Here is a 25,155-nt window from a genome sequence, read left to right on the forward strand (position 1 = left end):
ATGCATTGCAGCGTAAATTTACCATTAATGCTGCAATGCCGACCTTGGGGCAGGTCGAAAGGGTGCCCTGGTACGTTCGCGTAATTCCCGGAAACGTCCTCTGGAACCTGTGCCTTAAGCCAGCGTTGGGTTCCGACTTCCCCTATGGGTGGGCCTCGCCATGCGTCCCGGTCTTGCTGCTGCGGCAGCGGTCATTGCGGTTGTGACCTCGTTCCACGCCGCGATGTGGCTTTCCATGCGTCCCGAGGCGAGCGCTCCGAACATCACGGACCGCTTCCAGAGCCTGTCCTTCGCGCCCTTCGCGCGGAACATGAGCCCGGAAGGCGACGCCCCCACCACCGAAGCGCAGGTGCGCTCGGACATGGCGGTGGTCGCGCCCTACAGCCGCGGCGTGCGCACTTATTCGTCCACCAACGGCAAAGAGCTGATCGCCCCCATCGCGGCCGAGCAGGGCCTGCGCGTGACCGCCGGCGCCTATCTCAACCGGGAAGTCGACAAGGATACGGGCAAGCCGATTGAAGTGGTCGACAAGGCGACCGGCAAGAAGGTCACCGTCAAGGAACGCAACGACATCGAGATCGACGGCGTCGTCAAGGTCGCCCGCCAGAACCGCAACGTGAACGCGGTGATCGTCGGCAACGAGACGGTCCTGCGCGGCGATATGTCGAAGTCCGAGCTTGCCGCCGTCATCCGCAAGGTGAAGCGTCAGGTCAACGTGCCGGTGAGCACCGGTGAAATCTGGAACACCTGGCTGGAGCCGGATGCGCCCGAGCTGGTAGCGTCCGTCGACTTCATCCTCGCCCACATCCTGCCCTACTGGGAAGACGTGCCGGCCGATCAGGTGGTCGACTACACCATCAACGCCTACAACCGCCTGCGCGCCGCCTATCCCGGCAAGCGCGTCGTGATCGGCGAGTTCGGCTGGCCCTCGCACGGCTACAACCGTGGCGCCTCCGTGCCTGATCCCATGGAGCAGGCCAAGATCATCCGCAATTTCGTCGCCCGCGCCGATGCGCTGGGCATCGAGTACAACATCATCGAGGCCTTCGACCTGCCCAAGAAGCAGAACGAAGGCTCGGTGGGCCAGTACTGGGGCGTGTTCGATGCGGACCGCACCCTGAAGTTCCCCCTCACCGGCCCGATCTTCGAGAAGACCTACAACCAGACCGCCATCCTGGCGCTGCTGCTGGGCGTGCTCTTCACCCTGCCGCTGCTGCGCATGCGTGACCTCACCGTGACGCAGGGCCTCGTGCTGGCTGCCTCGGCCAACGGCGTCGCCGCATGGCTGGCGCTGGTGGTGGACTACTGGCTCAACCATTACGTCAGCGGCGGTGACTACCTCACCCTTGCCCTCAGCGTCGTGATGCTGGTGCCGCTGGTGTTCGTCCTGCTCTATCGCATCGAGGAACTGGCGGCGGTGGCCTTCGGCAGCGGCCCCAAGCGCCTCGTCGAAGAGCAGAAGCACGCCGCCCCCTCGCGCTTCCCCAAGGTCTCCATCCACGTGCCCGCCTATCGCGAGCCGCCGGAGATGCTGATCCAGACCATCGATGCCCTCGCCCGGCTGGAGTATCCCAACTACGAGGCGATCATCATCGTCAACAACACGCCGGACCCGGCGATGGTGGAGCCGGTGCGCGCCCACTGCGCCACGCTCGGCGACCACATCAAGTTCATCAACGCCGAGAAGGTGGCGGGCTTCAAGGCCGGTGCCCTGCGCATCGCCCTCGATGCGACGGCCCCCGATGCCGAGATCATCGGCGTCATCGACGCCGACTATGTGGTGACGCCCGACTGGCTGAAGGACCTCGTGCCCGCCTTCGACGATCCGACCGTCGGTCTCGTCCAGGCGCCGCAGGATCACCGCGATGCCCATCGCAGCCCGCTGCACGAGGCGATGAACGCCGAATATGCCGGCTTCTTCGACATCGGCATGGTGCAACGCAACGAGGACGACGCCATCGTCGTCCACGGCACCATGTGCCTCATCCGCCGCGCAGCCATGGTGGAGGCCGGCAACTGGTCGTCCGACACCATCTGCGAGGACACTGATCTCGGCCTGTCCATCGCCGAGAACGGCTGGAAGACCCACTACACCCGCAAGCGCTACGGCTATGGCCTGCTCCCCGACTCGTTCGAGGCGTTCAAGAAGCAGCGTCACCGTTGGGCCTACGGCGGCTTCCAGATCATCAAGAAGCACTGGCGCCGGTTCCTGCCGGGCAATTCCCGCCTGACCACGGCGCAGAAGCGGCACTTCGTGCTCGGCTGGATTTCCTGGCTCGGCTCGGAATCGGTGGGCGCCTTCATGGCCGTTGCCTCGCTGCTGTTCGTGCCCTTCGTCGCCTACTTCTCCATTTCCGTGCCGGCCCACGTGCTGACGCTGCCCATCCTCATCACCTTCCTGGTGTACGTGCTGCACTTCATCAGCCTGTACCGCCTCAGGGTGGAGACCACGCCGATGCGCATGCTCGGCGCGGCGGTGGCGGCCAGCGCGGTGCAGTTCACGGTGGCCAAGGCGGTGTTCGACGGGTTCCGCTACAAAGACCTCGCCTTCGCCCGCACCGCCAAGGGCAACAACTGGCTCGCCGGCGCGGCCCGCTCTTTCCCGGCCCTGCCGGAAGCCATCATCGGTGGCCTGCTGATCGCGGCGGGGACCTACATGCTGGTGGCGAACAACCTGCCGGGCTCCACCATCGTGAAGACCTCCAACGACTGGCGCCATATCCGCGAGATCAACCTCTACGGCATCGCCCTGCTGGTGCAGAGCCTGCCGTTCGTGGCCGCGGCGATCATCGGCGCCTTCGAGCCCTCGCGCCTCAATGACTTCGCCACTTGGCGGGCCGTCGGCGCCAAGCTTTCGGCGGTGCCCCGCCGCCTCGGCCTCAACGCGCGCCGCGCCGTCGTGGACTGACGGGGGCCGCTGACCTGAACCGAACGCCCGGCCCTCGTGCCGGGCGTTTTCGTTTGTCCTCCCCTGCGCCGCCCGGAACGGTGGCGTCCTGAGCCGCGATGCCCGAGCAGCCGACCAGCCCCCCACCCTCCCCGGCTCCCCCCGCCCTGATCCTGGCTGGGGGCCTTGGCCGGCGGATCAATGCGCCGGCACTGGGGGCCGCGGAAAAGCCGCTGGTGGCACTGGGAGGCCGGCCCCTCATCGCGCACGTCATCGAACGCCTGAGGCCGCAGGCCGGCCCCCTCCTCATCAACGCCAACGCCCCCGCCGGGACCTATGAGAGATTCGGCCTCCCGGTGCTGCCGGATACGATCGCAGGCTATCCGGGACCGCTCGCCGGGGTTCTGGCGGGCCTTGACCATCTGGCGCAGATCGCGCCCGCCTCAAGCCTCGTCACCGTCGCCGCCGACACGCCGTTCCTGCCGCACGATCTCGTCGCCCGGCTGACGGAGCGGCACCGGGAAACCGGCACCATTGTGTGCGCGGCATCGGGTGGACAGCGCCATCCCGTCATCGCCCTGTGGCCGGCAGCGGCTCGCGCCGCGCTGCGGCAAAGCCTTGAGGCGGGACGGCTGAAAGTCGGGCTTCTCCTCGATACCCTCAATGCCGTAACGGTGTCGTGGGATGGCCTTCCGGATGACCCATTCTTCAACGTGAACACGCCGGAAGACCTTGCCATTGCAGAGAAACGCCTCGCTGCCCGCCAATGAAGCATGGTCATGCTTGCGGCAGGATTGGGGAGGGTTTAGGACTGCAGGACGGCGGCTTCGCATTCGCGAAGATGCCGGAGCGGAGACGGACTTGCCGCTCGGAGACCGGACCGCCACCTCCGGCCCTCCGCCGAAAACGGGGTCTGTCCGCCCAAAGGATGAGGGATCCATGGACGCCACCACCAACACCGGGGCAAAAGCGGCCAAGCTAAGCTTGGGGGAGAAGAGCTGGGACCTTCCGATCCACGAAGGCTCCATCGGACCCGACGTGGTCGACATCTCCAAGCTCTACGGCCAGACGGGGATGTTCACCTACGACCCCGGCTTTACCTCGACCGCTTCCTGCGAAAGCAAGATCACCTACATCGACGGCGACGAAGGCGTGCTGCTCTATCGCGGCTACCCCATCGAGCAGCTCGCCGAGAACGGTGACTTCCTCGAGACCTGTTACCTCCTGCTCTACGGCGAACTCCCCACTGCGGCGCAGAAGGCGGAATTCGACAAGTCCGTGACCAATCACACGATGGTCCACGAGCAGATGACCCGCTTCTTCCAGGGCTTCCGCCGCGACGCCCACCCGATGGCCATCATGGTGGCTTCGGTCGGCGCGCTCTCGGCCTTCTATCACGACTCCACCGACATTTCCGACCCCACCCAGCGCCTGATCGCATCGATCCGCATGATCGCGAAGATGCCGACGCTGGCGGCCATGGCCTACAAGTATTCCATCGGCCAGCCGTTCGTTTATCCGAAGAACGATATCGACTATACGTCGAACTTCCTGCGCATGTGCTTCGCTGTCCCGTGCGAGGAATACAAGGTCAACCCCATTCTCTCGAAGGCGATGGATAAAATCTTTATCCTCCACGCCGATCACGAGCAGAACGCATCCACCTCCACGGTGCGCCTCGCCGGCTCCTCCGGCGCCAACCCCTTCGCCTGCATCGCCGCCGGCATCGCCTGCCTGTGGGGCCCCGCCCACGGCGGCGCCAACGAGGCGGCCCTCAAGATGCTGGCCGAGATCGGCTCCGTGGACCGCATCCCCGAATACATCAAGCGCTCGAAGGACAAGAACGATCCTTTCCGCCTGATGGGCTTCGGCCACCGGGTCTACAAGAACTACGACCCGCGCGCCAAGATCATGCAGCAGACCTGCCACGAAGTGCTGACCGAGCTCGGCATCAAGGACGATCCGCTGCTCGACGTGGCCGTGGAGCTGGAGCGCATCGCGCTTCACGACGACTACTTCATCGAGAAGAAGCTCTACCCGAACATCGACTTCTATTCGGGCATCACCCTCAAGGCGATGGGCTTCCCCACCACCATGTTCACCGTGCTGTTCGCCCTCGCCCGCACCGTGGGCTGGATCGGCCAGTGGAAGGAGATGATCGAGGACCCGAGCCAGCGCATCGGCCGTCCCCGCCAGCTTTACACCGGCGCCGCCCAGCGCGACTACGTGGCCATGTCCAAGCGCAAGTGATCTCCAAGCGCAAGTGAGCGCTGGAGATCGTCTGAAAAAGGAAAACGCGGCCTTCGGGCCGCGTTTTTCGTTTGAGGATCAGTGTGGCTGCACCAGCGCTTCAGCCCGGTGACGGCAGGGCGCCGGGGCGGCCGTCCCGCGCGAGGCGCAGCACCACCTCGGCCGCGCGCGCGCTGGGGCTTGGGCCGGCGATGCCGAAGATGTCGTCGAAGCTGGCGAACGCCGCCTCCTGCCGCTGCCGCGCCGGGCTGTCCTCCAGAAGACTGCCGAGGGCACCGACGAGCGCCGGCACCGTGCAATATTCCTGCAGGAACTCCGGCACCACATTCTCCCCCGCCACCAGATTGGCCAGGATCACCGTTGTGCCCTTCAGCACCCGCCGGCCGATCTGCGCCTCCAGCCAGCCGATGCGGTAGGCGGCAACGTGGGGAATGCCGGCGAGTGCCAGTTCCAGCGTCACCGTGCCGGAGGCGGCGAGCGCGGCGTGGGCGGAACGGAAGGCTTCCAGCTTCTCCGCCTCGTTCGTCACGATGCTCGGCTTCAGCGGCCAGCTGGCGATGGTCTCGCGCACCAGCCCCTCCAGCCGCGGCAGGGTGGGCAGCACCAGTTCCATCTCGTGGGCGCGACCGACCTCGGCCAGCGCCGCGCCGAAATCCGCGCCGATGCGCGAAATCTCCCGCCGCCGGCTGCCCGGCAACACCAGCACCAGCGGCGGCTTCGCCCGCCGCCGCTCGGCTTCCGCGGGCGACGGCCGCAATTCGTCCAGCCGCTGCAGCAGGGGATGGCCCACATAGAAGGTGGGCGGCCCACCCAGCTTGCGATGGACCTCGGGCTCGAACGGCAGCAGGGCCAGCAGCGCGTCCACATAGGGCCGCATGGCCGCCGCCCGCCCGGACCGCCAGATCCACACGGTGGGCGAGACATATTTGACGATGGGAATGTTCGGGTTGCGCGCCCGCACCCGCGCCGCCACGCGGTGGGTGAAGTCCGGCGCATCTACCAGCACCAGCACATCAGGCGGGTCGGCCAGCACCGCCTCGACCGTCTCCTTCAAGCGCCGGAGGATGGTGGGCAGCTTGCCGACCACGGCGGCGATGCCGATGGCGGTCAGGTCCTCCATGGGATAGAGGCTTTCGAGCCCGCACGCGCCCATGCGCCGGCCGCCGACCCCCCGGAAGGATGCGCCCGGCGCGGCCTCGACCAGCGCTTCCATCAGCGCGCCGCCGAGCTGGTCCCCGGACTCCTCACCCGCGACGACAAAGACCTTCGGCTGGCGCGTACCGTTCTGCGGGGTCACGCGGTGTGCCCTCCGATGCCGGCGACGAACAGGCCGGCCGCGTCTGCGGCCTCCACCAGCGCCTGCGCATCCGGCACGATGGCCCCGCCCGCCTCGAAAGCGATGCCGGCCAGGCCGACCTCCGCCGCGCGCGTCACGGTCTGCGGGCCGAGGGAGGGCAGATCCACCCGGCGGTCCTGGCCCGGCTTCGGCGCCTTCACCAGCACGCCCTTGCCGGCGGCGAAGCGCAGACGGCCGGAACGGCGCATCTCGCCGTAGCGCGCCAGCATCTGGTCGGTCCCCTCGGCCGCCTCGACCGCCGCCACCAGCCCGTCCACCACGATCACCCCCTGCCCCACGTCGAATGGGCCGAGGGCACGGATGACATCCAGACCACGCGCGATATCCGCCTGCTGGGTCTCGCTGGGTGTGCGCGCGCCCAGCACGCCCTGCGGCAGCAGCAGGCGCGGGGCCACCTCGTGCGCGCCGACCAAGGTGAAGCCCTGTTCCGAAACCAGGCCCAGCACGCCCGAGAGAAGGTGGTTGTCGCCGCCGCGGAACAGGCGGGCGATGCGCGGCAGCAGCCGCAGCATGGTGAAATCAAAACCGAGGTCGCGCACACGCGGGCGGGTGAGCGCACCCACCATCACCACCTCGCGCACCCCGCGCGCCCGCGCCCACGCTGTGACGGAGCCAAGCGAGCCGAGCCGGAACCAGCGGTGCGGATAGCGCTCCAGCGCCGGATCGGCAAATCCCTGGATGAGGAGCAGCACGACCTCGCGGCCCTCTGCCCCGGCCGCTTCCGCGACCGCCGCAGGAAAGGCGCCGCTGCCGGCGACAATGCCGAGCGGGGTCTGCTTCTGCGCCGCACAGGGGCCGGACGCATCCGGGCGGCGCGCCGCCCCGGCACGCCCTTGCCCGTCTTCCCCCGGCAGGCCCACGGCTCAATCCTCCTTGATGACGCCCCGCGCGGGATGGCAGATCGGGCGCTTGCGGTCGGCATCGATGAAGGCCACCACGGCCGCCGCGAACGCCGATTCCCCGACCATCTGCCGCACCTTATCGAGGCGCTGATCGAACGTGCCCTCGCCGAAGAAGAGGTCGCGGTAGACCGCGCGGGCCGCGTGCAGGTCGGACTTGGTGAAGCCGCGCCGCTTCATGCCCACCACGTTGAGGCCCACAAGCTTGCCGGCCTGCCCGAGCACGTTGGCGAAGGGGATCACGTCCTCACGCACGCCGGTGAGGCCGGAAATCATGCACTGGGCGCCGATGCGGGTGAACTGGTGCACCGCGCACTGGCCGCCGAGGAAGGTGAAGTCACCGACGCTCACATGGCCGCCGAGCACAGCATTGTTGGCGAAAATGACGCCGTTGCCGACCGTGCAGTCGTGGCCCACATGGGAGCCCGTCATCATCATCACGCCATTGCCGATGCGCGTGATGCCGCCGCCGCCCACCGTGCCCGTGCTAGCGGTCGCGTGCTCGCGAAGCATGCAATCCGTGCCGATCACGAGCTTCGTCGGCTCGCCCTTGTAATGCACCGACTGGGGCGCGGACCCCAGAGAGGCGAAGGGGAAGACCTGCGTGCGCGCACCGATGGTGGTGACGCCCTGGATGACCACATGGGCGTGCAGCTTCACGCCCGCTTCGAGCACCACATCGGGACCGAGGATGGCATAAGGACCGATCTCGACATCATCCGCGAGCCCCGCCGGGTTCTCCACCCGGGCGGTGGGATCGATCTTCGCCACTAGCTGTTCTCCACGATCATCGCGCCGACTTTGGCCTCGGCCACCAGCTCGCCGCGCACCTTGGCCTCGCCTCGGTACCACCACATGTTGCGGCGGCGGCTGATGCGGGTCATGTGGTATTCGAGCACATCTCCCGGCACGACGGGACGGCGGAACTTCGCCTCGTCGATGGTCATGAAATAGACCAGCGAGGGCTTTTCCTTGTTTTCCTTGCCCAGCACGCAGACGACGCCCGCGGTCTGCGCCATGCCCTCGATGATGAGCACACCCGGCATCACCGGATTGCCCGGGAAGTGGCCGAGGAAGTGCGGCTCGTTGGCGGTGACGTTCTTGACGCCGATGCAGGAGAGATCGCCGTCGATCTGCTCCACGCGATCCACCATCAGGATGGGATAGCGGTGCGGCAGGCAGGCGAGCACCCTCTGGATGTCCGCGCTGCCGAGCACCTTGGGGGCTTCGGCCTGGGCCGCGCCGGCTTTGCCGGCTGCGCGCGTGGTGTCGTTCATTCCTGCGGTCCTTCCCCTTCCTCGTCGTCCTTGCCCCGGCGGGCGCCGGCGGCGGCGATGCGCCTGAGCGTCGCCACCTCGCGGAACCACTCACGCACAGGCTTAGCCGGCGAACCGCCCCAGCGCACGCCGGGGGGCACGTCGCCCTTCACGTTGCTGGAAGCAGCGATCTGCGCGCCGGTGCCGATGGTGACATGGCCGACCACCCCCACCTGCCCGCCGAGCATCACGAAATCACCGAGCGTGGTGGAGCCCGAGATGCCGGTCTGGGACACCACGATGCAATGGCGGCCGATCACCACGTTGTGGGCAATCTGCACCAGATTGTCGATCTTGGTGCCCTCGCCGATCACCGTGTCGGTGATGGCGCCGCGATCGATGGTGGTGTTGGCGCCGATCTCGGCATTGTCCTGCACCACCACCCGGCCGAGCTGGGGCACCTTCACATGGCCCGCCGGGCTCGGCTGGTAGCCGAAGCCGTCGGAGCCGATGCGCGCGCCGGCATGGATGATGACGCCGTTGCCCAGATAGGCGTGGATCACGCTGGCACCGGGTCCGATGGCGCAATTGCGGCCGATGCGCACGTTCGGACCGACTATGGCGCCGGCGCAGATGACAGTGCCCGCGCCGATCTCGGCGCCGGGGCCGATGACGGCGCCCGGATCGACCGTTACCCCATCCTCCAGCCGCGCCTTCGGATGGACCTGAGCGCCGGGCGCGACACCCTCATGGCCGAAGATCGGCAGCGGGCGGAGCGCGGCCGGAAACATGCGCCGCGACACGGCGAGGAAGGCGGCGGCCGGACGCGGTGCAATCAGCAGGGGCAGGCCGGCCGGAGCCTTGGGGGCAAAGCGATCGGAGGTGATGAGCGCGCCAGCGCGCACGCTGCCGAGCTTCTCCGCGAACAGGAAGGAATCGCAGAAGGCGAGTTCGTCGGGGCCGGCGGTTTCCAGCGTGCCGAGGCCGCTGATGCGCCGGGCACCGAGCTCAGCCTCCTCCGCGGGGCTCGAAGCGGCAAGCCGCGCTCCCGAGAGGGCTGCTACTTCCGCGAGGGTCAGCGGCTCCGGAAGCGGGAAGAAGAGGTCGTGACTCATGACGGATACGCCCAGACGCCGGAGGACGGAACAGGAGGTTTCACGTACGCGCCAAGGAGGCCTCCGGGCAAGCCCCAAGCACGCGCAAATCCCAGCCGCAGGTCGGCCTCAACCGCAGCGGGGGCAGCCTTGAGCAAGACATTGCATCGGGCAGGTGCCCAGCTGCCGGCACCACCCGGCAGTGCGGCATTCGCCCTTACGGATGATCGTGGGGTTGGCTGGCGCGGGATCAGCAAGGCGGAACGACGACCACGGCACCGTGACGCGGAAGAAAGCGCGTGGCGGAAGGTCTCGCAGGAGAGGCGGTGCTGCAGGAGCTTGCTCGCGTGGTGGAAATGCGCCTCTCCCATAACGACACTGCCTCCCCGATGCAACGCACCGGAGAGGCAGGGAAGAGGTCTCATCCCGTTGGAGCTTCGGAAGCAACCGCCGCCGCAGCTCTTCCGTAGAGCCAGATCAGAAGCGGGTACCGCCTGAGAAGCGGAACGCCTGGGTCTGGTCGAACTGGGCCTGCGAGAGTACCCAGGCATAATCGAAGCGCAGCGGACCGAAGGGCGACTGCCAGATCAAGCTGACACCGACCGAGGAGCGGATCGCGTCGTCGTCATAGACGCAGACGTTGTTGTAGCCCCAAGTCTTGCCGACGCTCGGGCAGTTCACCAGGTTCGGCTTGCCGTAGAAGTTGCTGCCGTCCCAGTTGTACACGCCAGGGAACTTCGTCGGACCGCCGTAGTCGAACAGCGAGCCAGCGTCTGCGAAGATCGCGCCCTTCATGCCGATATCCTTGGGAAGGAAGGCGAAGGGGAACTGGATTTCCGCGGAGACACCCCAGTAGGTCGTGCCGCCGAGCGCGTTCAGCTGGTTGTTGTAGCAATTGTAGGAGAGCGGCGTGCCGGCGTTCGATGCCGCGCAGGGCGCGATATCGCGGGGACCGATACCGGACGGCGCGAAACCGCGGACGAGGTTCGGACCCATGTAGAAGTTGTCCAGCACGTCCAAGTCCTGATTGCCCCAGGACGAGACATAGCCAGCCTGTGCGCGCAGGATGAGCACGCTGTCGTACGGCAGCGGGGTGTAGTGGCGGAAGTCACCCGTGGTGCGGATGAAGTTCACATCGCCGCCCACGCCCGCCAGGTCCTGCTTCAGCTCGGCGTAGATGCCCTGGGTCGGGCTCTGGTTGTTGTCGAGCGAATTGAACGACAGCGTGTAGCCCAGCGCCGAAGTGATGGTCGCGCCCTGAGCAGCTGCATCACGAATGGCCCAGGAGATGGACGTGGCGCAGTAGCTGTAGGGCAGCGTGCCAACATCGCCGTAGTTGCTGCAGAGGTTGATCGAGCGCTGATAGAGGTTGTAGCGCAGGGCCAGCGTGATTTCATCGGTGATGGGCAGGCCGAAGCGCAGGCCGCCACCGACCATGTTGGTGCCGTAAGGCGTGTAGCTGGTGGTCTCGGTGTTCTTCCAGTAGAGGTCGAAACCGGCCGCGAGGCGATAGCCGAGGAAGTAGGGCTCGGTGAAGGAGAATTCCGCACCCTGCGAGTACTGGCCCAGCGTGCCGGAGACCTTCACGTACTGGCCGCGGCCAAGGAAGTTCTTCTCACCCAGCGACACCTCGCCGATGATGCCGTCCGCGGTCGAGTAGCCGCCGGAGATGGAGAACTCGCCCGTGGGCTGGTCTTCCACGTCCACCGCGAGGATCACGCGATCAGGCGCGGAGCCGGGCTCGGTGGTGATCTTCACGTTCTTGAAGTAGCCGAGGTTGCGCAGCCGGCGCTCGGCCCGATCGACCAGCACGCGGTTGTAGGCATCGCCCTCGCCGATATCGAACTCACGCCGGATGACGTAGTCGCGGGTGCGGGTGTTGCCGCGGATCTCGATCCGCTCGATGTAAACCCGCGGGCCTTCCTCAAGCACGAAGGCGACGTTGATGAGCTTGGCCTGGAAGTCGCGATCGCCGCGCGGACGCACCTGGGCGAAGGCGTAGCCGGACTTGGACGCCTCAATGGTCAAGTTCTCGACCGACTTCTCGACGAGTTCGGCGTTGTAGATCTGGCCATCCTGCGCACGCACCACGCGCTTCAGGGAGTCCGCGGAGAGATCGCGGATGTTGGAGATCACGTCGACCTTACCGAAGCGGTACTGGTCGCCCTCCTCCAACGTAAACGTGAGGACATAGCCGCCGCCGGCGGGATCGAGCTCGGCGGTCGCGCCGATGATGCGGAAGTCGGCATAGCCGTTCTTCAGGTAGAAGCGGCGCAGCAACTCCTGGTCCGAGTTCACCCGGTCCGGATCATAGGCGTCAGTGGACTTCAGGAACGACAGCCAGTTGGTCTGGGTCGTGGAGATGACGTCCTTCAGCTTCCAGTCCGAGAAGGCCTTGTTGCCGACGAACTTGATGTCCTTGATGCCGGTCTTGTCGCCTTCCTTGATCTCGAAGACCAGATCGACACGGCCGTTGCCGCGGTCGATGGTGACCGGGTTCACGCGCACGTCGCTGCGGCCCGACCGGCGATAGATCTCGATGATGCGCTGGGTGTCAGCCTGAACGACCGACTTGTTGAACGGCCCACGGGGCTTGGACTGAACCTCGCCCTCCAGCACCTCGTCCTTGATCTTCTTGTTGCCCTCGAAGACGACGCGGTTGATCACCTCGTTCTCGGCCACCCGCACCACGATGCGGCCGCCGGACTGATTGATCTGCACGTCGGAGAACAGGCCCGTGGCATAGAGCGCCTTCCAGGCCTCGTCGATCTTGGCGGCCGTATAGGGACCGGAGCCGAAATAGGAGCGGATGGTATCCGCATCCACACGGCGGTTGCCCTCAACCACGATGGAGCTGGACTGGGCTGCGGCGGGGGACGCCACGACGAGAGAACCGGCCACCGAACCCGCCGCAACGCAGGCGGCGAGACCAAAGGCGGCGGCCAGATTTCTCAGGACCCGGAGCTTAGCAGTCATATGGTGCGCAACCTTGAAATTTCGTTGTTCTCGAACCCGCCGCCTTCCCCGGACAAACGCACCGGGCACAGGGACGGATTCTCACCCTGCGTTGCCGCTTGTACAGGCTTTTACCGCAGGTGCAAACCAAGCCGCGGCTGAAGACTGCCCTTTTCCGGGGACCGTTGCGCGCTCGCCACGACCCCGGTGCGACAAATCAAAATCCCTTACATTGCAGCAATATGCAGCACGTCGTTCCAAGTGGCGAAGATCATCAGCATGAGCACCAGCGCAAGGCCGATACGGAAGCCGATGTCCTGCGTCCGCGCACTCAGCGGGCGGCCACGGATCGCCTCGAAAGCGTAGAACAGAAGGTGTCCGCCATCCAACAGCGGGATGGGAAAGAGGTTAAGCAATCCGATAGACACAGACAGCACCGCCGCCAGGGAAAGGAGTGCTCCGATACCAAATGTCGCGACCTGCCCGGAGACCTGGGCGATGCGGATGGGTCCGCCGAGCTGATCGGCCGACTCGCGCCCGGCCACGAGGCCGCCGAGGTAATCGAAGGTGCGGGCCACCACGAACCAGGTTTCCTGCACGCCCATGCCGATGGCCTCGACCGGGCCGAAACGCTGAGTCGTCACGTCGCCCGCCGCCAGCGAGCGCGAGATTCCCAAAAGGCCGGTGCGGTGACTGTTGCCGAAGGGGTCCTTGACCTCCTTCAGCTCGGGCGTGGCCGTGAGCGTGACCTGCCGATCGCCGCGCTCGACGGTGAAGGCGAGCGGCTGGCCGGCGTGGGAGCCGACGATGCGCTGCATGTCCGAGAAGCTGTCCACCTTCGCGCCGTCGATCTCGAGGACGAGATCGCCGGGCTTGAACCCGGCCATTTCCGCGGCGCTGCCGGGGTTGATCTGATCCACACGCGGTGCCGTCACCTGCTTGCCGAACACCATGAAGACGATGGCGAAGATGGCGATCGCCAGCAGGAAGTTGGCGACGGGACCGGCGGCGACGATGGCCGCGCGCCAGGCGACCGGCTTGTAGAAGAAGCTTTCGTTGCGCTCGGCCGCGGTCATCTGGGAGAGGCGCGCGGCATCGGGCGTGGACGCCGCGTCTTCATCGCCGAAGAAACGCACGTAGCCGCCAAGGGGCACCGCGGCGATGCGCCAGCGGGTGCCGTGCCGGTCGTTGAAGCCGACGATCTCCGGTCCGAAGCCCAGCGAGAAGGTGACGACCCGGACGCCGGCGCGGCGCGCCACCCAGAAATGGCCGAGCTCGTGGAAGAACACCACCAGCGTCAGGACGAACAGGAAAGGGATGACGTAACCGAGAAGAGTGGAGGACAGCGTGCCAAGGTTCGCACCGAGACCGGAAATCACGTCCATCATCGTTCCTCTTCTCCCGGGCGCCCGCAGGCGGGCTAACCCTACACACTTATCCCGCGCTCGCCAGCCTCGGGACACCGGCCCCGCGCGGCCGAAGACCGCTCTTAGGACGCCTTTGCGGCAAACTTGGGCAGGAGTCCGGAGGCCGTGCGGCGCGCAAGCTGGTCTGCCTCCAGCGCATCGGCGATGCTCGAAGGTGCCGGACCACCATTGATGCGGTCGAGGGTCGCCCCGACGATATCGGTGATGCCGTAAAAGCCGATCCGGCCCTCGAGATAGGCCGCGACGGCGATCTCGTTCGCGGCATTGAGGACGGTGGCGGCCATACCGCCCTGCTTCAGCACCGCGCGGGCAAGAGCGAGCGCCGGGAATCGGCTGACGTCGGGCGCTTCGAAGCTGAGGCTGCCGAGGGCCACGAGGTCGAGCTTGCGGCAGGAGGTGGCCACCCGCTCGGGATAGGCGAGGCAGTGGGCGATGGGCACGCACATGTCAGGCAGTGCCAGCCCTGCGGTCACCGATCCGTCGATGAAGGAGACGAGGCCGTGCACGACCGACTCGGCATGCACCACCGCGTCGAGCTGGTCGGCGGTGACGGAGAACAGGTGCTGGGCCTCGATCAGCTCCAGCCCCTTGTTCATGAGCGTCGCGGAATCGATGGTGACCTTGGCGCCCATGTTCCAGTTGGGATGCTTCAGCGCGTCCTGCGGCACGGCGCGGGCGATCTCCTCCCGGCTCTTGAGGCGGAAGGGACCGCCGGATGCCGTGAGCGTGATCTTCTCCACCGCCTTGTGGGGACCGGCCGCCAGCGCCTGGAAGATGGCGTTGTGCTCCGAATCCACCGGGAGGATTTCGGTTTCCAGCCGCGCCGCCTCGGCCATGAAGAAGGCGCCGGCGGCGACGAGGCATTCCTTGTTGGCAAGCGCGATGCGCCGGCCGGGCGCGAACGCGGCGACCGTCGGGGCAAGGCCGGCACAACCGACGATGGCGCTCACCACCACGTCGGTATCCCGCCGCGCGGCTTCCAGTACCGCCTCGGGGCCCGCGCCGCACGCGATGCCGCTGCCGGAAAGGGCATCCTTCAGCGCCGCGCCACCGGCGGGGTCCGCCAGCGCCGCGAAGCGGGCGCCCAGGGCTCGCGCGGTCTCGGCAAGGGCTGCGGCGTCGCGTCCGCCGGCCACGGCCTCGACCCGGTAGAGGTCCGGCGCATCCGCGAGGACCTTGCGGACACTATGGCCAATGGAGCCCGTGGCCCCGAGCACGGAGAGACGTTTCATGGGGAGCGTCCTACCACAAAAGCAGGCCAGTCGCCGGGTCGCCCGCATTGCGGAGCACCGCGACGACGACCGCCACCAGCGCGGCGGCCGCGAAGCCGTCCAGCCGGTCGAGCAGGCCGCCATGGCCGGGAATGAGCCGGCTCGCATCCTTCACGCCGAACAGGCGCTTGAACGCCGATTCCGCGAGGTCGCCGGCCTGGCTGACGATGCTGAGCAGGAGGGAAAGGCCGGTGAGCGGCAGCAAGGCCGGCGCGCCGGAGGCGTAGGCGACCGCGAGGCCGCAGACGGTGCCGAGCAGCGTTCCGCCGATGGCCCCCGACCACGTCTTGTTCGGCGACACCCGCGGCCACAGCTTCGGGCCCCCCAGCGCACGGCCGGTGAAATAGGCGAAGATGTCCGTCGCCCAGACGATAGCGTACAGATAGAGCACAGCGGAAAGGCCCAGCGGCGAGGTGCCGCGCAAGACCACCACCGGAAGGGCCGCGCTGGCCGCCGCGAGCACCCCGAGCATGGCCCACGCGCTCTGCCGCGGCACGGCAAGGCTGCAGGCTGCAGCCCCCAGCACGGCGACGCTGAAGGCCCAGGTGGGCTCGGCCATTACCGCCAGCACACCGCCGGCAACGATGCCGAGGCCGCCAAGGCCGAGATAGACCGGGCGATGATCGAGGCGCGCGATCACCGCCCATTCATTGAGAACGAGAAGGCCGGCCGCCACCCACAGCACGGCGAAGGGGATGCCGCCATACCAAGCGGTGGCGAGCACCACCGGCACGAGCACGAGGGCGGAAAGGGTGCGATGTCCGAGATCGGAGCCGAAATGCACGTGGGTCAGGGTCCGGGGCGAGGCGTCACGCCGCCGAACCGCCGGTCACGCCGGGCATATTCGTCGATGGCCGCGATGAGGGCGGCCTTGTCGAAGTCAGGCCAGTAGATGGGCAGGAACACGAATTCCGAATAGGCGGCCTGCCACAGCAGGAAATTCGACAGCCGCTGCTCGCCGGAGGTGCGCACGATGAGGTCGGGATCAGGGATGCCAGCGGTTTCGAGCCGCTGGGAGATCATCTCCACGTCCACGTCCTCGGGCTTCACCCGCCCGGCCGCCACATCCGCCGCGATGCGCGCCACGGCCGAGGCAATCTCCTGCCGCGCGCCGTAGTTGAAGGCGACGACCAGCGTCAGCCCGGTGTTGGTAGAGGTCAGCGCCTCGGCATCGTCCAGAAGCTGGCGGATGTCGGGGGCAAGGCCCGCCCGCTCGCCGATCACCTTCACCCGCACGTTGGCGGAATTGAGCTCGGCGAGATCGTGCCGCAGGAAGAACTTCAGCAGGCGCATCAGCTCCGTCACCTCGGTGACGGGACGCGACCAGTTCTCCGAGGAGAAGCTGTAGATGGTGAGGAAGCGGATGCCGATTTCACGAGCGGCGCGCACGCATCGGCGCAGCGCTTCGACGCCCCGGCGATGCCCTTCCACACGCGGCAGCTTGCGGGAGGTGGCCCAGCGGCCGTTGCCATCCATGATGACGCCGACGTGCACCGGGACGCACCGGGGCGCCGCGGCGGGCGTCGGCTGACCGGCCGCCACGGGGGCGGCCGGCGACGTCCGGCCGGGAACAGCGGCTTCGCTCGCGGCGCGCAGGGTCATGGCTTGCTCAGGGCTCACACCTTCGTCCTCAAACCGCGTTGGCTCTCAAACCGTCGCGGCCGACCGGCTCCGGTCAACCGCGTCCCTGGCCTCCCGCCGCCGCTGTCCCCGCTCAGACGGACAGGATTTCCTTTTCCTTCTGGGCGAGCGTCTGATCGATCTCGGCGATGGTCTCGTCGGTCGCCTTCTGGACGTCCTTGGACAGGCGGTCGAGTTCATCGGAACCCATCTCGCTGTCCTTTTCCAGCTTCTTCAGCAGGTCCATCCCGTCGCGACGCACATGACGTACCGCGACCCGGGCGGCCTCGGCATACTTGTGCGCAACCTTGACGAGTTCCTGCCGGCGCTCCTGGTTGAGTTCGGGGATGCGCAGGCGCAGCACCTGGCCTTCCGTCGCCGGATTGAGGCCGAGATTCGAATCGCGGATCGCCTTCTCGACGGCGTTCACCATGCCGCGGTCCCACACCTGCACGGAGAGCATGCGGGCCTCGGGCACGGACACGGTGGCAACCTGGTTCAGCGGCATCCGCGCGCCATAGGCCTCGATCGTGATCGGCTCGAGAAGGCTGGCCGAGGCACGGCCGGTGCGCAGGCCGCCCAGCTCGTCCCTGAGCACGCCGACCGCGCCATGCATGCGGCGCTTGAGATCGGCCATGTCGAAGGTCCCGGTGGTCATGACTATCCTCTGTCTTCAAGATCGCGGGCACGCTTCATTCGCACGGAAACGTTTCTGATTCCATGCGAACGCGCGGTTCCTGGCGGGAAAGGCGCGGCGGGAGGAGCCCTGGTCGAGGTTGCGGCTTGCCCGGACATGACAGGACGACACGGCAATTCGGTGGCCATGCCGCACGCGGCGCGACCAGGGCGATGCCCGGGCCCCAGCCTTCTGCCTGCATCCGTCGACAGCGCCCCCTGTCCTTCCGGAAAACTCAAGCCGCGATCCGTCTCGCCGGATCAGGGCGCGACGACCGTGACGCGCCCTTCTCCCATCGCCGCCGTGGCGATGGCGCCCGGCTCGCGGATGGAGAACACGATTATCGGCAACGCCGCTTCGCGGGCAAGCGCGAACGCGGCCGCATCCATCACCTTGAGGTCGCGGGACAGCGCCTCGTCGTGGGTGATGCGGTCGTAGCGGGTAGCCGACGGATCGAGCTTGGGATCGGCGGAATAGACGCCGTCCACATTGGTCGCCTTCAGCACCGCGTCACAGTCGAGCTCGGCCGCGCGGAGCACGGCGCCGGTGTCGGTGGTGAAATAGGGATTTCCCGTTCCACCAGTGAGCACCACGATGCGGCCGCGCCGCAGGTGCCGCATGGCCGGCTGGCGGGCGTAGGGCTCGCACACCGTCGGCATGGGGATGGCGGAAAGCGTGCGCGCGGGGGCGCCGGCGGCCTCGATGGCCCGCTCCAGCGCGAGGCCGTTCATGACGGTCGCGAGCATTCCCATGTGGTCCGCGGTGGCGCGATCGAGATTCTCGTCCGCCACCCGCGCGCCGCGCAGGATGTTGCCGCCGCCGACGACCACTGCCACCTCGCACCCCGCCGCCCGGGCGGCGACGAGGTCACGAGCGATGCGGGCGACGGTGGGGGGATGCAGGCCGAAGGGCTCGGCGCCCATCAGGGCCTCGCCCGAGACCTTCACCAGAATGCGGGGATAAGGCAGTCCCGGCGCCGCGAAGGGCGCCGGGGGTTCCGGATAGTCCGAGTCGTCGGAGATGGCGGTCATGGGAGCCCCCTCCCCGCCTGCGATCAGGACTGGCCGGCGGCGGCGGCCACCTCGGCCGCGAAGTCGGTCTCTTCCTTCTCGATGCCCTCGCCGAGCGCGTAGCGCACGAACGCGGTGAGCTTGACCGGAGCGCCGACCTGGCCCTCGGCCTCCTTCAGCACCTGCGCGACGGACTTGGAGCCGTCATGCACGAAGGGCTGGTCGAGGAGGGTGTTCTCCTTGAAGAAGCTCTTCATGCCGCTTTCGGCGATCTTGTCCTGCACGTTGGCGGGCTTGCCCTGGTGCTTCTCGAGCAGGATGGCCTTCTCGCGGGCGATGGTGGCCTCGTCGATGCCGGAGGCGTCAAGCGCCAGCGGGTTGAGGGCCGCCACGTGCATGGCGATCTGCCGGCCGAGGGTGGAGAGCTTCTCCACGTCGCCCTCGGACTCGAGCGCCACGAGCACGCCGATGCGGCCCTGGCCCTCGACCACGGCGCCGTGCACGTAGGACGCGATCACGCCCTTGGAGACCGTGAGCTTCACCGAACGGCGGAGCGTCATGTTCTCGCCGATGGTGGCGATGAGCGCTGTGAGGCGGTCGGCGACGGTGACGTCCTCGCCCGGGAACTTGGCGGCGGCGACGGCCTCCAGGGAGCCGTCCGTGTTGAGGGCGACCTTGGCCACCTCACGCACGAACGCCTGGAAGTCGGGGTTGCGCGCCACGAAGTCGGTCTCGGCATTCACCTCGACGGCGGCGGCGTAGTGGCCGGAGGACTCGACCGCAACCAGGCCCTCGGCGGCCACGCGGCCGGCCTTCTTGGCGGCCTTGGCGAGGCCCTTCTTACGCAGCCAGTCGATGGCAGCCTCGACGTCGCCGTTCGTCTCGGTGAGCGCGGACTTGCAGTCCATCATGCCTGCGCCGGTCTTGTCGCGCAGTTCCTTCACGAGCCCGGCGGTGATCGCAGCCATGTTCAATCCCTTCTTCTCGCGCCACGGCCGGCCACGGTGCGCCCGAGCCGGCCGTGGGGGCGCGGTGCGCCCCATTACTCTCGATTCGTTTTCAGATCTGCGACAAGGACGGTGACGGGTGTCACTCGACCTCGGCAGACATCTCCTTGGCCTGGGCGATCCAGCCGTCCACGCGGCCGGGCAGACCCACTTCCTCACCGATGCGGTGCGCATCGACGGCGTCGAGGCCGGCAATCTGGCCGAAGTGGAACACGCCGAGATCGTTGAGCTTCTGCTCGATCTCGGGGCTCACGCCGGTGAGCTTCTTCAGGTCGTCGGCAACGCCGCGCGGACCCGACAGGGGCTCGAAGGACGACCACACGCTGGTCTCGACCGGCAGGTCCTCGACGAGCGGAGCCTCTTCGGCGCCCACGTCGTAGCCGAGATCGCTGTGGCCGCGGCCGATGCCGTCGATGGCGGCGCGGGCGATCAGGTCGCAATAGAGCTGGATGGCGCGGCCGGCGTCATCGTTGCCCGGGACCGGATAGGCGATGCCGTCGGGATCGCAATTGGTGTCGAGGATGGCCGCCACCGGGATGCCGAGGCGCTGGGCCTCCTTCACGGCGATGTCTTCCTTGTTCGTGTCGATCACGAACAGCAGGTCCGGCAGGCCGCCCATGTCGCGGATGCCGCCGAGCGCCTTGTCCAGCTTCTCCTTTTCACGGGAGAGCGTCAGGCGCTCCTTCTTGGTGTAGCCGGAAGACGCCTCGGGGGCGGCCAGCATCTCCTCCAGCTTCTTCAGCCGGGCGATGGAGTTGGAGATGGTCTTCCAGTTGGTGAGCATGCCGCCGAGCCAGCGGGAGTTCACATAATACTGGGCGGAGCGGCGGGCGGCGTCCGCCACCTGCTCCTGCGCCTGGCGCTTGGTGCCGACGAACAGCACGCGGCCGCCCTGGGCCACGGTGTCGGACACGGCCTGCAGGGCGCGGTGGAGCGCCGGCACGGTCTGCGACAGGTCGAGAATGTGGATGTTGTTGCGAACGCCGAAGATGTACGGAGCCATCTTGGGGTTCCAACGGTGGGCCTGATGGCCGAAGTGCACGCCAGCTTCGAGGAGCTGACGCATCGAATAATCGGGAAGAGCCACTTTGGTATTCTCCGGTTGAGCCTCCGCGGACGTACCTTCGCCAATGGCGATAGGCACCGGATGGCCGATATGGCCTGTGTCCGCGTGCGGAATGGGTCGGGCACATACACGAGGTGGGGCTGATAGGCAAGGGTGGCGCCCCGCGGGGGGGGGTGTGCCCTGCCCTCTCGCCGCCGTGCTCCGGCGCGCTGGCGAGGGGGCACCTGAATACGGCAGCGGCGGCAGCGGGACGCGGGGTGGCGCCTGCCCTTTTTACCCTCCGGCGGCGCGCTGGCGCTCTTCTTCCACCAGTTCCTTCTTGGAGAGCTTGCCCACGACGCTCTTGGGCAGGCTGTCGCGGATCTCGACGGCCTTGGGCATCTCGATCTTGGAAATCTGGGCGGAGAGGAAGTCCATCAACTCGGCCGGAGTCGCCTGCGCGTCCTTGCGCAGGGTGACGAAGGCCTTGGGCGCCTGGCCGCGATAGCTGTCGGGAATGCCGATGGCCACCGCCTCGGCCACCGCCGGATGGAGGTAGAGCGCCTCCTCAATCATCCGGGGATAGACGTTGTAGCCGCCGCAGAGAATCACGTCCTTGATGCGGTCCACGAGGAACAGGTAGCCGTCCTCGTCGAGATAGCCGACATCGCCGGTGCGCAGCGCCCCATCCACGAAGACGGCGGTGGTTTCGTCCGGGCGATTCCAGTAGCCGGCCATCACCTGCGGACCGCGCACGCACACCTCGCCTTTCTGGCCCAACGGCATCATGCGGGTTGAATCGGCGAGGTCGCGAATCTCGATTACCGTCTCGGGCAGAGCGGTGCCTACCGAGCCGTCCTTGACGAGACCGAGCGGCGGATTGGCGCTCACCACCGGCGAGCTTTCGGAGAGGCCGTAACCCTCCACCAGCGGGCAGCCGGTGAGTTCCTGGAATCGCGTGCGCACATCGAGCGGCAGCGGCGCGCCGCCGGAGATGGAGAGCGTGAGGGAGGAGAGGTCGCGCTTCTCGATGTCCCTCACATTGTTGATGGCGGCATAGATGGTCGGCACGCCGGGGAACATGGTGGGCTTCTCGCGCTCGATGTCGTCGAGCAGCGACATGAGGTTGAAGCGCGGCACCAGGATGATCTCGGCGCCGAGGCAAATCGGGATGAGCATCACCGTCTGCATGGCGAAGACGTGGAACAGGGGCAGCACGCCCAGCACCCTTTTCACCCCGATCCGCTCGCACTCCGCATGCTGGACCAGCTGACGGGCATTGGCCGAGACGTTGGCGTGGGTGAGCATGGCGCCCTTGGGCACGCCCGTGGTGCCGCCGGTATATTGCAGCACCGCAAGGTCTTTGGCCGGGTCCACCTTCACCGGTTCGGGGCGGTCGCCGTGCTTGAGGAGGGAAGCGTAGTCCACATGCATCCCGTCGCCGGTGCTGTAGACCGCCTTCTCCTTGCGCTTGAACAGGTTGAAGAGCAGCCCCTTGGGAAACGGCAGGATGCCGGACATGGGGCAGACGACGATGGATTTCAGCCCCGACTCATGGGCCACCGCGAGGACGCGGGAGTGGATCAGCTTGAGGTCGGGGACAACCATGATGGTCGTGCCGGAATCGCGGATCTGGTGCCTCAGCTCGCGCTCCACATAGAGCGGGCTGAAGTTCACCACCGTGCCGCCGGCCTTCATCACCGCGAAGAAGAAGATGACGGAATAGGGCGTGTTGGGCAGGCACAGGCCCACATGGGTGCCCTTGCGCACGCCCATGGCCTGAAGCCCTGCCGCCACCTTGTCCACCGTGGCGCCGACCTCGGCATAGGTCCACTTGCGGCCGAGGAAGCTCAGGGCCGGCTTCGCGCCATGCGCCGCGACGCTGCCTTCCAGAAGCTCGGGCACGGGCGAGATGGCGATGGCCGCCGCATCGGTGCGATGGAGCATGATGTCCCTCCTGCGCCGGCGCTCTTCTGTTTTCTTGGGCAAGCCGGCGGCGTCATCTCCGACGTTGGATCAGCAACGCCGTGATTCAAGAATGCTGGCGCGCGATTGCGCCAGAAAGGCGGTTTGTGCCGGGTCGACTGAAGCGGAAACCGGCGGCGCGGACGCCGCCGGTGATCGCGCAAGGCCCTACTTGGTGATGAGGGCCGCCGCCTGCGGCGCGTCGAACTTGTAGCGCAGGCCCACCGAGACAATGTCCACGTAGCCGTTGCTCACCTGGCCGACCAGCGTTCCGCGCAGGGCGTTGGCCGGATCGGCGGGCGTGAGCATGATCGGGCTCGTCTCGCCGAAGATGTGGGTGTAGGCGAAGTCCGCCGAGAACTGCGACGTGAAGTTGTAGGTCAAGCCGCCCGAAAGCCAGAAGCGGTTGGTGTCGGGCAGGCGCGGCGAGCGGGTGGCATCAGGCACGGGCGTCAGCTCGTAGCCAATGCCGGCGCGCAGGGCGAGCTTGGGGTCCCACTGGTACTCGACGCCGCCGGAGAAGAACCAGCCGTCGTTCCACTGGAGGTCGAGCGTGCTGACCGGCAGGCCGAAAGCCTTCACCGTCAGCTCCTGGACCGTCGACCAATTGGTCCACTCCACCGTGCCGAGCACAGTCCATTGGGCATTGAGCTTGGAGCGGAACGAGGCGGTGATCTGGTCGGGCAGCGTCAGGCCGGCCGTCGCATTGACGCTCTTGACGGGCACGATATTGGCGACGGACACGTCCAGCATGCCGTTGAGGGTCTGCGAGATCTGCGACTTGTAGCCGATGCCAAGCGTGGTTCCGGGCGCCAGCGTGAACAGCACGCCGAGATTGATGCCGTAGCCGATATCGTCGCCGTTGACCTGGGCATAGAGATTGTTGGATGGCGGCGCGAAGCCCGCGAACTGCGCGTTGGTGAGCTTGGCGTTGATGTAATTGATGTTGAGACCACCGCCGATGGTCATCCAGTCCGTGAGCTTGTAGGCCACCGAGAGCTGGGCGTTCATGTCGAAGATGCTGCTGGTGCAGCCGTAATACCGGCCGGACCAGCTGCACGGCGCGTCGGTGACGAGGCCGAAGGGCGAGGTCAAGCCGAAGCCGATCGCCCACTTGTCCCAGGCATAGGTGGCGAAGAAGGTCGGCAGCGTGCCGTTGTCCACGATATCGCTGACGCCGGCATTCCCGAGGCTCGCGCCGGTGATGGGCGCAGTCGCCGAAAACACGTCAATGGAGGCGTGCGGCGCAATATAGGTGACATTGCCTTCCACGTTCAGCCCCGGATTGAAGCTGATGGCCGCGGGGTTCCAGGTCATGGCGGCGAGGCCGTCGCCCCCGGCCGCCGTGCCGGCGAAGGATGTGCCCTGATAGTAGGAGCTCTGCTCGCGCAGCCCGAATCCGCCCGCATGGGCGGCGCCGTTCGCCAAGACGGCGGGAATCGCAACGGCGGAAATGGCAAGCACCGGAGCCACGCGGCGTGGCCAATCGCGATTGGCCCTGGCCCACTTGTGCATCGTCATGAAGACCCCCTCCTAGGCTGAATTCCTCCGGGCCCGGCACGCTGCGGTGCACTATACGTTTTATCGGTGCCCTATACGTCACCCAGCATGCCGCTCGCGAATGATCCGTCAACCGGCTTCCTGCAGCGTAGTGGGCCAAGACGCAGGGGAAATCGGCAAGCGTTGCGCCGATGCAACAGTGGCGAAACGGAAGCGCTGCTGTCCAGAAAACTCGCCGGCCGCAGGGACTCTGTCCACCGGCTTTCGGCGCGCCCTGGCTCCACCGCTTGTGAAGACGCCCCCGCCGCGTCATCTGCCAAACGGGTCTTGCGGAGAAGGTCAAAGCATGTATCTTCGGGGCGACTGGGTGACGTATAGGTGAACTGGTGGCATCCTCTGGCAAACGTGGCGGCGCGTCCGCTTTGACCGACACGTTCTTCACCGTCACGCAGCTGGCGCGGGACCTCTCGGTCACGCCGCGCACCATCCGATTCTACGAGGACAAGGGGCTCATCACCCCGCGTCGCGCCGGCACCATGCGCGTCTACACCAAGCGCGACCGCGCCCGCATGGCGCTGATCCTGCGCGGCAAGCGCCTCGGCTTCTCGCTGCGCGAGATCAAGGACTATCTCGACCTCTACGACCTCGACCCGAGCCAGAGCGAGCAGATTCGCCTGCTGCTGAAGCAGGTCCAGGACCGCCTCGAGATGCTGGAGGACCAGCGCCTCGCCCTCGAGGAAACCATTATCGAGCTGAAGGACATCGAGGAGCAGGCCATGGCTGCCCTCGCCAGCGAGACCGGCGACCAGAAGGCCGCCGGCTAGGCCCACGCCGGCCGGTCCACGGGGCCGGGTCGAGCGCAGGCCATTCCGAGTTTTTCGTGGGGCTTTCCCGGGCGGATTTTTCATTCGCGTGGATCGCCCCATCACGCCCGAA

The 25,155-nt window shown here is 67.1% G+C and carries 20 protein-coding genes; 4 read left to right on the forward strand and 16 right to left on the reverse strand.

Going from position 1 to position 25,155, the window contains the following annotated elements; all coding sequences use genetic code 11:
* Positions 1 to 160: 160 nt before the first annotated feature.
* The 3 genes from V5F74_RS01180 to gltA all read left to right on the forward strand — a co-directional run bounded on the left by V5F74_RS01180 (position 161) and on the right by gltA (position 5,137).
* Positions 161 to 2,908: a glycosyltransferase gene (locus V5F74_RS01180; protein ID WP_394005775.1), complete on the forward strand. Its 2,748-nt coding sequence runs from the start codon at positions 161 to 163 to the stop codon at positions 2,906 to 2,908.
* A 98-nt stretch (positions 2,909 to 3,006) separates the two neighbouring features.
* Positions 3,007 to 3,657, forward strand: a complete 651-nt coding sequence (gene mobA / locus V5F74_RS01185; protein ID WP_394005777.1) for a molybdenum cofactor guanylyltransferase MobA — start codon at positions 3,007 to 3,009, stop codon at positions 3,655 to 3,657.
* Positions 3,658 to 3,826: 169 nt separating this feature from the next.
* A complete protein-coding gene (gene gltA, locus V5F74_RS01190) occupies positions 3,827 to 5,137 on the forward strand; it encodes a citrate synthase (protein ID WP_024279289.1) in 1,311 nt (436 codons plus the stop codon).
* Between the two features lie 100 nt (positions 5,138 to 5,237).
* On the opposite strand, the gene lpxB is transcribed toward gltA, so the two are convergent.
* The 16 genes from lpxB to V5F74_RS01270 form a co-directional block, all read right to left on the reverse strand.
* Positions 5,238 to 6,434, reverse strand: coding sequence for a lipid-A-disaccharide synthase (gene lpxB / locus V5F74_RS01195; RefSeq protein ID WP_394005779.1), 1,197 nt, complete (start codon positions 6,432 to 6,434; stop codon positions 5,238 to 5,240).
* Positions 6,431 to 7,354, reverse strand: coding sequence for an LpxI family protein (locus V5F74_RS01200; protein ID WP_394005781.1), 924 nt, complete (start codon positions 7,352 to 7,354; stop codon positions 6,431 to 6,433). The genes lpxB and V5F74_RS01200 overlap by 4 nt, the downstream gene beginning before the upstream one ends.
* A 3-nt stretch (positions 7,355 to 7,357) precedes the next feature.
* Positions 7,358 to 8,164: an acyl-ACP--UDP-N-acetylglucosamine O-acyltransferase gene (gene lpxA, locus V5F74_RS01205; RefSeq protein WP_394005783.1), complete on the reverse strand. Its 807-nt coding sequence runs from the start codon at positions 8,162 to 8,164 to the stop codon at positions 7,358 to 7,360.
* Entirely contained in the window at positions 8,164 to 8,670 is a 507-nt protein-coding gene (fabZ, locus tag V5F74_RS01210; RefSeq protein ID WP_394005785.1) for a 3-hydroxyacyl-ACP dehydratase FabZ, read from the reverse strand. Before fabZ ends, lpxA begins: the two co-directional genes overlap by 1 nt.
* Positions 8,667 to 9,764: a UDP-3-O-(3-hydroxymyristoyl)glucosamine N-acyltransferase gene (lpxD, locus tag V5F74_RS01215; RefSeq protein WP_029558283.1), complete on the reverse strand. Its 1,098-nt coding sequence runs from the start codon at positions 9,762 to 9,764 to the stop codon at positions 8,667 to 8,669. The genes fabZ and lpxD overlap by 4 nt, the downstream gene beginning before the upstream one ends.
* Positions 9,765 to 10,220: 456 nt before the next feature.
* The gene (gene bamA / locus V5F74_RS01220; protein WP_374251111.1) at positions 10,221 to 12,719 is read right to left on the reverse strand and encodes an outer membrane protein assembly factor BamA; all 2,499 of its coding nucleotides are present in this window, start codon (positions 12,717 to 12,719) and stop codon (positions 10,221 to 10,223) included.
* Between the two features lie 206 nt (positions 12,720 to 12,925).
* Positions 12,926 to 14,083, reverse strand: coding sequence for an RIP metalloprotease RseP (rseP, locus tag V5F74_RS01225; protein ID WP_038193453.1), 1,158 nt, complete (start codon positions 14,081 to 14,083; stop codon positions 12,926 to 12,928).
* A 104-nt stretch (positions 14,084 to 14,187) separates the two neighbouring features.
* Positions 14,188 to 15,357, reverse strand: coding sequence for a 1-deoxy-D-xylulose-5-phosphate reductoisomerase (gene dxr / locus V5F74_RS01230; RefSeq protein ID WP_394005788.1), 1,170 nt, complete (start codon positions 15,355 to 15,357; stop codon positions 14,188 to 14,190).
* Positions 15,358 to 15,367: 10 nt separating this feature from the next.
* Positions 15,368 to 16,180: a phosphatidate cytidylyltransferase gene (locus V5F74_RS01235; RefSeq protein WP_051679216.1), complete on the reverse strand. Its 813-nt coding sequence runs from the start codon at positions 16,178 to 16,180 to the stop codon at positions 15,368 to 15,370.
* A 5-nt stretch (positions 16,181 to 16,185) separates the two neighbouring features.
* Positions 16,186 to 16,998, reverse strand: coding sequence for an isoprenyl transferase (locus V5F74_RS01240; RefSeq protein ID WP_029558278.1), 813 nt, complete (start codon positions 16,996 to 16,998; stop codon positions 16,186 to 16,188).
* 112 nt (positions 16,999 to 17,110) lie between these two features.
* Complete coding sequence (gene frr, locus V5F74_RS01245; protein WP_024279300.1) at positions 17,111 to 17,674, reverse strand: ribosome recycling factor; 564 nt, start codon at positions 17,672 to 17,674, stop codon at positions 17,111 to 17,113.
* Positions 17,675 to 17,952: 278 nt separating this feature from the next.
* Positions 17,953 to 18,723, reverse strand: coding sequence for a UMP kinase (gene pyrH, locus V5F74_RS01250; protein WP_024279301.1), 771 nt, complete (start codon positions 18,721 to 18,723; stop codon positions 17,953 to 17,955).
* 23 nt (positions 18,724 to 18,746) lie between these two features.
* The gene (gene tsf, locus V5F74_RS01255) at positions 18,747 to 19,670 is read right to left on the reverse strand and encodes a translation elongation factor Ts (RefSeq protein WP_024279302.1); all 924 of its coding nucleotides are present in this window, start codon (positions 19,668 to 19,670) and stop codon (positions 18,747 to 18,749) included.
* Between the two features lie 121 nt (positions 19,671 to 19,791).
* Positions 19,792 to 20,796, reverse strand: a complete 1,005-nt coding sequence (locus V5F74_RS01260; protein ID WP_038193451.1) for a 30S ribosomal protein S2 — start codon at positions 20,794 to 20,796, stop codon at positions 19,792 to 19,794.
* A 252-nt stretch (positions 20,797 to 21,048) separates the two neighbouring features.
* Positions 21,049 to 22,701, reverse strand: coding sequence for a long-chain-fatty-acid--CoA ligase (locus V5F74_RS01265; RefSeq protein WP_394005792.1), 1,653 nt, complete (start codon positions 22,699 to 22,701; stop codon positions 21,049 to 21,051).
* 186 nt (positions 22,702 to 22,887) lie between these two features.
* On the reverse strand, positions 22,888 to 24,240 hold the full coding sequence (locus V5F74_RS01270) for an OmpP1/FadL family transporter (RefSeq protein WP_029558274.1): 1,353 nt from the start codon (positions 24,238 to 24,240) through the stop codon (positions 22,888 to 22,890).
* A 401-nt stretch (positions 24,241 to 24,641) separates the two neighbouring features.
* Here V5F74_RS01270 and V5F74_RS01275 point away from each other — a divergent pair, with 401 nt between their 5' ends.
* Entirely contained in the window at positions 24,642 to 25,043 is a 402-nt protein-coding gene (locus V5F74_RS01275; RefSeq protein WP_029558273.1) for a MerR family transcriptional regulator, read from the forward strand.
* Positions 25,044 to 25,155: the final 112 nt, after the last annotated feature.

This window comes from Xanthobacter aminoxidans (genome assembly GCF_043193615.1).
Taxonomy (GTDB): Bacteria; Pseudomonadota; Alphaproteobacteria; order Rhizobiales; family Xanthobacteraceae; genus Xanthobacter; species Xanthobacter aminoxidans.

Bases quoted from the DNA above. Each gene is read 5' to 3' on its own strand.
- frr (WP_024279300.1), bottom strand. From the start codon at position 17,674: ATGACCACCGGGACCTTCGACATGGCCGATCTCAAGCGCCGCATGCAT.
- tsf (WP_024279302.1), bottom strand. From the start codon at position 19,670: ATGGCTGCGATCACCGCCGGGCTCGTGAAGGAACTGCGCGACAAGACC.
- lpxD (WP_029558283.1), bottom strand. From the start codon at position 9,764: ATGAGTCACGACCTCTTCTTCCCGCTTCCGGAGCCGCTGACCCTCGCG.
- V5F74_RS01265 (WP_394005792.1), bottom strand. From the start codon at position 22,701: ATGCTCCATCGCACCGATGCGGCGGCCATCGCCATCTCGCCCGTGCCC.
- dxr (WP_394005788.1), bottom strand. From the start codon at position 15,357: ATGAAACGTCTCTCCGTGCTCGGGGCCACGGGCTCCATTGGCCATAGT.
- gltA (WP_024279289.1), top strand. From the start codon at position 3,827: ATGGACGCCACCACCAACACCGGGGCAAAAGCGGCCAAGCTAAGCTTG.
- V5F74_RS01240 (WP_029558278.1), bottom strand. From the start codon at position 16,998: ATGACCCTGCGCGCCGCGAGCGAAGCCGCTGTTCCCGGCCGGACGTCG.
- mobA (WP_394005777.1), top strand. From the start codon at position 3,007: ATGCCCGAGCAGCCGACCAGCCCCCCACCCTCCCCGGCTCCCCCCGCC.
- pyrH (WP_024279301.1), bottom strand. From the start codon at position 18,723: ATGACCGCCATCTCCGACGACTCGGACTATCCGGAACCCCCGGCGCCC.
- V5F74_RS01180 (WP_394005775.1), top strand. From the start codon at position 161: ATGCGTCCCGGTCTTGCTGCTGCGGCAGCGGTCATTGCGGTTGTGACC.
- fabZ (WP_394005785.1), bottom strand. From the start codon at position 8,670: ATGAACGACACCACGCGCGCAGCCGGCAAAGCCGGCGCGGCCCAGGCC.
- rseP (WP_038193453.1), bottom strand. From the start codon at position 14,083: ATGGACGTGATTTCCGGTCTCGGTGCGAACCTTGGCACGCTGTCCTCC.
- bamA (WP_374251111.1), bottom strand. From the start codon at position 12,719: ATGACTGCTAAGCTCCGGGTCCTGAGAAATCTGGCCGCCGCCTTTGGT.
- V5F74_RS01270 (WP_029558274.1), bottom strand. From the start codon at position 24,240: ATGACGATGCACAAGTGGGCCAGGGCCAATCGCGATTGGCCACGCCGC.